A 6,630-nucleotide genomic window follows, 5' to 3' on the forward strand; every position below is an offset into this window, starting at 1 on the left:
GCTCGTGTCCGGACGAGCCGGAAGATCGGGGACGTCGACGTGCGTGGTGGCACGCCTTGCACGGAGGACTTCGGGCAGCGGCTGCGCTCCCTGCGGACCCGCGCCGGACTGAGCCAGGAGGCGCTGTCGCACACCGCCGGGGTGAGCGTCAGGGCACTGGCCGACATGGAGCGCGGCCGCACCCGAGGGCCGCAGCGCCGTACGGTTCAGGCCCTGGCCGAAGCGCTGGGACTGGACGACGACGAGACGGCCGGCCTGGAGGCCTCCGCCGCGCTGGGGCGGCCACGTCCTCGGACGGCCGAAGGCCCGGCCGCACCCGTCCCCTTGGCCCTGCCGCGCGACATCCAGGACTTCACCGCCCGCGACGCGGCTCTCGCCCGCCTGCTGGAACTCGCGCGGGGCACTGCCTCGGACCGGCCGCTGGTCACCGTGGTCGCCGGACAGCCGGGACTGGGCAAGACCGCGTTCGCCGTGCACGCCGCCCACCGTCTCGCCCCGCACTTCCCTGACGGCCAACTCGCCCTCGACCTGCACGGCATGGACGCCGAGCCGACCACTCCCCGTGACGCGCTGGCCCGGCTGCTGGGCGCCATGGGAATCGCCGACGCCGCGATACCGGCCGGCACCGAGGACCGCGTGAGCCTGTGGCGTTCCCTGGCCGCCGAGCGGCGACTGCTCCTGCTGCTGGACAACGCCACCGACGAGTCCCAGGTCAGCCCGCTGCTGCCCGGCACCGGCCCTTCGCTGACCATCGTGACGAGCCGCCAGGCCCTGGCAGGTCTGGCATCCGTCCACCGCTGCGATCTGGCCCTGCTGCGGCGCGAGGAAGCGGTGGAACTGCTCACCCGTATCGTCGGCCCCGAACGGGTGCGGGCCGAAGCACAGGCCGCGCGCGACCTCGCCGATCTGTGTGGCCACCTGCCCCTCGCCGTCCGGATCGCCGGACAGCGCCTCCTCAGCCGGCCGCACGAACGCCTGGGCAAGCTCGTCGCCCGGCTCGCCGCCGAGGGCCGACGACTGGACGGACTCGAGGCCGGGAGCCTCCGGGTACGGGCCGCCTTCGCCCTCTCCTACCGTCAACTGCGCCCGAAGTCGCGGACGTTTTTGCGGCGGGCCGCACTGGCCGCCGGGGCGGACTTCAGCCCGGAGACCGGCGCGCTCCTGGCCGGGCTGACTCACGACGAGGCGGTCGCCTGCGCCGAGGAACTCACCGACGCCGGACTGCTCCAGAGCGATCCCGTCGCCGAGCGCTACCGGTTCCACGACCTGCTCAGGCTCTACGCGGCCGAACGGGTCGAGGCCGAGGACGGCCCCGCCGAGCGCGACGCCGCCCTCGGCCGGACCACGCGGTGGATGCTGAGCCGGGCCACCGCCGCAGCGCTGCACTTCGACGTCGACCACGACCGAACGGCGCCGTCCGGTGACCCGGACCCGGAGGGAGCGCCCACCGGTCGGGAGGAGGCGCGGGCCTGGCTGGAGGCCGAGCGAGCCCAGTGGCTCGCCGCGCTGCGCCGGGCCCACGACACCGGCCGGCACCGGCAGGTCCTGGACACGGCGGAGGCGATGCACTGGTTCTCCGACCTCAACCAGCACTGGGAGCAGTGGGTCGAGGTGTTCCAGCGCTCCGCCGACTCCGCCCGCGCCCTCGGCAGCAGACGAGAGGAAGCGGCCCACCTCAACTATCTCGCCTGGGCCCACAACCTCTGCGTCCACGACCCCCGGGCAGCCCTGGTGTCCGCCGAAGCCGCGCTCGTGGCGGCCCGCGACAGCGAGGACGGACTCCAGGAAGGCTGGGCGCTCGGCTACGCCGCGGGAGCACTGCACCGTCTGGGCCGCACGGATGAGGCCCGGGCGCGACTGCGCGAAGCGGCCCACTGCCTCGCCTCGCAGAGCTCCCCACAGGCAAGGCTGGCCGAACTGACGATCCTCAACACCCTCGGTACCCTGCTGCGCCAGATCGGCCGGGCGACGGAAGCCCTGGAGATCCACCGCCGCAGCGAACAGATCTGCCGGGAGGGGGTCCCGGGCCGTACGGACGAACTGATCGCGCTGTACCACGCGGTCGCCCGGCAGCAGATCGGTAACGACCTGGCGGCTCTTGAGCGCTGGCACGAGGCGGAGCCGCCGCTGCGCCAGGCGCTCGCCGCGTTCGAGACCGCGCAGATGCCGGCCTGGGTCGAACAGGCCCGGCTCGACCTCGGTCAGGTGCTCGGCGCCATGGGCCACCCGGAGGCCCGGGAGACACTGGTCGCCGCCCGCGACGCCCTCGCCGGGCTGAGAAGCCCCCGTCAAGACGAGGCCGACAGCGCACTCGCCGCGCTCGACCAGGATCCCACCGGCGTGTGAGCGAGCCGCGGAATCCGCCCGGGGTTCCCCGATCCCGTCGCCCGGTACGGGGCGGTCGGGCGACTCCGGCCGGCTGACTCGGCCGACCGCGGCCGAGCGCCCCCGGGACTCACTCGCGCGTGGGCCACCGCTCAGGCCGCCTTCCGAGCAGCCGCAGGGTCTCCTCCAGCGGTCCGGATCGCTCGGCTTCCTCGGGTGCCCGCACCACGCGCGCGAACGCGAAGCCGGGGCCCCGCAGCGCCGGATCGGCGGGGACGCGTCGGGCGATGGCGAGCCCGGCGCCGAGTACGTCCGCCGGCAACCGCACGCGCAGGCCTAGGGTGGCGGCGACATCCCAGGCGTGCACCACGTAGTCGACGAGGTGGAAGCCGATGGCGCTACGGCCGGGGAAGCTGCCGCCCAGCTCGGGCAGCGCGAACTCCCGGTCCGTCGAGCCCGGTTCGCCGAACGCGTCGAGTACGGCCGCCGCGGCCGTGCGGTGCGCCTGCGCCGGATCGCTCATGTCACGCGGTTCCCGCCAGCGGGCGGCGTCCTGCCCCTCACCTCGCGCGGCGGCCGCGAAACCGTGGTGCTGAGCCGTCATGTGCGCCACGAGCCGGCGCAGCGTCCACCCCGCGCAGGGGGAGTCCCGCTCCCAGTCGTCCTCCCCGGCCAGGTCCACCAGGCGGACCGCCTCGCGCACGGCCATCCGGTCCAACCCGACGAGGTCCGCTTCGCTCGGATTCATACACCGAGCCTAAAACTGTGCGAACGATCGTGCTACCTGTTTAGGAGGCGCGCACAGAGGTAACCCCTTTTCGGCTCAGTCGACTTGGGGCACCAGGCGCGGATCGACAGCGGCGGCCCGCAGCCGCGCGGCGATCCCCGTCCGGGCCCGCCGGTAGGCGGTCTCCTCGCCGTGCAGGACCGCTATGCCGTTGGCCGTCTCCATCAATGCCAGCAACTCGAAGGCGAGTTGGGAGACATCGATGTCGGTGTGCAGGTCGCCGGCGTCACGAGCCTGCGCGATGGTCTCCTCCACATGGGCCGACCAGGCGCGCTGGGCCCGGACCGCGGCGTCGTGCACCGGCCCCGAACGGGCGTCGAACTCGGCGATGATCTCGTAGAAGAAGCAGCCGCCGGGAAAGACGCGGGTCCGCGAGTACTCGAGCCATGTCTCGCACAGCCGCCACACCCGCAGGACCCCGGCCGGCGCGTCCGCCACCGGACGCAGCACCCGCTCGGTGAAGACGCGGCCCGCTTCGCGTACGGTGGCGAGCTGCAGCCCCTCCTTGGAGCCGAAGAGCGCGAACACCCCGCTCTTGCTGAGCCCGAGTTCCGTCGCCAGCCGGCCGACGGACAGGGCCCCGAGGCCCTCCACGGACGCGATCTCGACGGTCCGGCCCAGCACGAGCTGCCGTGTCCGGTTCCCCCGCTCGACCCGCCCGTCCGGCCGAGTAGTGGATATGTCCTTGCCTGCCACGCGGGAACAGTAGCGCGTGGCAGGCAGGGTTCCTCTCGTCGGCGAGGGGGCACCCCTGCGGCGGGCCGGGTCCCCGCACGGGTCCGGCCGCGCCGCCCGTGACGGCCGCACGCCGGCGCCCGTCGACCGCCGCGGGGTCAGAAGTTGAGGAGACTGTTCTGCTGGACGGCGTTGTTCATTTCGCAGGAGTTCGCAAAGGTGTGTTTCCAGGAGGTGCGCGTGCCCTGCCAGACACCGTCGACGGTGACGGTGACGGGCGACCACAGTCGCGTACAGGCCTGGCCGGGCGCCGTGGACAGCAGCGAGTCGATCCGGCCGTCGGCGGCACGCAGGTCCGCGCACGCCCCGGCGGGGTCGGGATGGGTGCCGCCGGCGCCGGGCATACAGCTCAGGGTGACGGCGCGAGCTGCGGTGTCGGTCGACCCACCGGGGTAGGACATGGTGAGGACCAGGGCCGAGGGCGCGTACAGGCTTGCCGGTGCCGCGGAGGCGGTGACCGAGGTGACGGCGAGCGCTCCACCGATCAGTGCGGTGGCGGCTGCGGCGGTGCCGGCGAAGCGCAGGTTCGTGCGCATGAGAACTCCTTCTGAGGGTCGGGGCCTTGTGGGCCGGAAGAAGCTTCGCCTGAGCAACGGGGCAAGGCCAGTCGACCGACCATGTTTGAGACGTGCCGCACCTGTGTGCGAGATGTGAATGCCGTGTGGGCTGGTCACGGGCGCGACCCGCCCGGCGTAAGTCATTATTCAGTTCGGATAGGTGTGAATCTGCATAGTCTTGAGGGGTGAAAAGCGCAGGTCGCCATGGTCATCACACCTGGAGAATGGCTGGAAGTGACGGCCTGCCTACCCTCCGCGTCCACTCGCGGCTCGTCGATCCTCGGCGAAGACCGCCACGACGTGGTCTTCCTCGCCGGGCCCCGGCTCCCGGGCAACGGGCCGTGTACTGCGTGCAGTTGCCGGGAGCGGCGCGCTGTGCGACACGGCGTGCATAAGATCGCCCGCATGGCACTGCGACCCGTTCACGTGATCATGAAGGCTTTTGATGCCTCGGCGGTCGGCCGGTTCTGGGCCGAGGCGCTGGGCTGGAGTGCCTACAGCCCCGGCGTGGGCACCTATGTCGGACCTGACGGCGGCCTGGTCTGGCCGCACCCGGTCGCCGTCGGCGTCGACGTCGTTCCCGTTCCGGAACCCAAGCCACCGGCGAAGAACCGTGTGCACCTGGATCTCGCCACCACGTCCGCCGCCCATCAGGCGGAGTTGGTCGCACGTCTCAAGGCCCTCGGCGCGACGCCCGCCGACGTGGGCCAGGGCGAGGTGCCGTGGACGGTCCTCGCCGACCCGGAGGGCAACGAGTTCTGCGTGCTGGAGCCCCGGGAGATCTACCGGGACACCGGGCCGATCGCCGCACTGGTGGTCGACTGCGCGGATCCGCGGCGCATGGCCGGCTTCTGGGGTGAGGCGCTGGACTGGACCCTGCGCGAGGTGTCCGACGACCACGCGGTGCTGCGCTCCGCCAAGGGTGTCGGCCCGTATCTGGAATTCCTCCGCACGCCCGGTGTGAAGACCGTGCCGGACCGCGTCCATCTCGACCTGCTGCCGTACCCCGGTGACGACAAGGCGGCGGAGGTGGACCGGCTGCGGGCGCTCGGCGCAACCGACCTCGACGTCGGCCAGGGCGACGTCCCGTGGACATGCCTGACCGACCCGGAGGGCCACGAGTTCTGCGTGCTCGCCTCGTCCTGACGCGGAGCCACCTGGCCGGCCGAGCCGCACCCCCGTCCTCGGCCATCCGGCCGAGCCGTTCACCGCCGCGGGTCACCATCCCCGGGAAACGGCCGCCGGCCCCGCCTGGCCGTGCGCCGAAGGGAGCAGTTGGGCCGGATGCCGCGTCCGGATGCACCTCGTCCCGGCCTCGCCCCAGGATCTGGACCATGCGGAACTTCGAGGTGACCCCGTCCTGTCGTCGGCCGATGCGGCGCGGCGGTGCGCGCCATGCCATATCCGTCGCCGTCGCCTGCGGCGTCCTGCTCGCCGGTGCCACGGCCTGCGGCCAGGAGGCCGACCGGAAGACGCCCGGCGCACCCGGCGGCGCCTCGGCCCATCCGGGCCAGGACGTCGGCTTGCGTCTTCCGGGCGTCGGCGACCGGATGTGGAGTCAGGTACCGGCCGACACCGGGCAGGTCGTGGTCGTCTACGGCGAGGCCCGTGACTCAGCCGACAGCCTCGTCGTGCTCTACCAGAAGCGGGGCTCGAGTTGGCACCGTACGGACAGCTGGTCCGGGCACAACGGCAAGCAAGGCTGGACGGCGGACCACCACATCGACGACGAGCACAGTCCCGTCGGCGTGTTCACGCTGACCGACGCGGGAGGCTCGCTCGCCGACCCCGGCAGCCGGCTCAGGTACTGGTACGACGACAACGCCTACGCCACCATGCAGAATCCGGAGCCGGCCCACGCCCACGACTTCGACTACGTCATCGCCATCGACTACAACCGGCTCAAGGACGCTCCTCCGTTCGACTGGAGCCGCCCGGACGGCGTGGAGAAGGGCGGCGGGATCTGGCTGCACATGGACCACGGTGACGGCACCTCGGCATGCGTCACGGTCCCCGAGACCGGGATGAAGACGCTCCTGCACACCCTGGACCCGGTGCAGCACCCTGTCGTGGTCATGGGGGACCGCGACCGCCTCGCCACCTGACCACCGCGGGACCGCCCGCCCAGGCTCGGGACGTCCGTTCGCCGCACGCGGCCCGGGTGCTGACGACAGCACCCGGGCCGCCGCACGCCTCCGAACGGTCGGGGTGCACGTGGGGGAGGGG

6 protein-coding genes are annotated in these 6,630 nt (G+C 72.7%); 3 read left to right on the plus strand and 3 right to left on the minus strand.

Annotated elements, in window-relative coordinates; translation table 11 throughout:
• Nucleotides 1-39 precede the first annotated feature (39 nt).
• Nucleotides 40-2,346 carry a helix-turn-helix domain-containing protein gene (locus V7E45_RS20040; RefSeq protein WP_333775561.1) on the plus strand — a complete coding sequence of 769 codons (2,307 nt, stop codon included), beginning with the start codon at nt 40-42 and terminating at the stop codon, nt 2,344-2,346.
• Nucleotides 2,347-2,455: 109 nt separating this feature from the next.
• On the opposite strand, the gene V7E45_RS20045 is transcribed toward V7E45_RS20040, so the two are convergent.
• The 3 genes from V7E45_RS20045 to V7E45_RS20055 all read right to left on the minus strand — a co-directional run bounded on the left by V7E45_RS20045 (nt 2,456) and on the right by V7E45_RS20055 (nt 4,383).
• A complete protein-coding gene (locus tag V7E45_RS20045; protein WP_333775562.1) occupies nt 2,456-3,073 on the minus strand; it encodes a TIGR03086 family metal-binding protein in 618 nt (205 codons plus the stop codon).
• Nucleotides 3,074-3,148: 75 nt separating this feature from the next.
• Nucleotides 3,149-3,793, minus strand: coding sequence for a TetR/AcrR family transcriptional regulator (locus V7E45_RS20050; RefSeq protein ID WP_333775566.1), 645 nt, complete (start codon nt 3,791-3,793; stop codon nt 3,149-3,151).
• Between the two features lie 152 nt (nt 3,794-3,945).
• Nucleotides 3,946-4,383 carry a subtilase-type protease inhibitor gene (locus tag V7E45_RS20055; protein ID WP_333775563.1) on the minus strand — a complete coding sequence of 146 codons (438 nt, stop codon included), beginning with the start codon at nt 4,381-4,383 and terminating at the stop codon, nt 3,946-3,948.
• 426 nt (nt 4,384-4,809) lie between these two features.
• On the opposite strand from V7E45_RS20055, the gene V7E45_RS20060 reads away from it, so the two are divergent.
• Together V7E45_RS20060 and V7E45_RS20065 are read left to right on the plus strand one after the other, a co-directional pair.
• The gene (locus V7E45_RS20060; protein WP_333775564.1) at nt 4,810-5,550 is read left to right on the plus strand and encodes a VOC family protein; all 741 of its coding nucleotides are present in this window, start codon (nt 4,810-4,812) and stop codon (nt 5,548-5,550) included.
• Nucleotides 5,551-5,738: 188 nt separating this feature from the next.
• On the plus strand, nt 5,739-6,509 hold the full coding sequence (locus V7E45_RS20065; protein ID WP_443056102.1) for a hypothetical protein: 771 nt from the start codon (nt 5,739-5,741) through the stop codon (nt 6,507-6,509).
• The last annotated feature ends 121 nt before the right edge of the window (nt 6,510-6,630 follow it).

Source organism: Streptomyces sp. IBSBF 3136, from assembly GCF_036815105.1.
GTDB lineage: Bacteria > Actinomycetota > Actinomycetes > Streptomycetales > Streptomycetaceae > Streptomyces.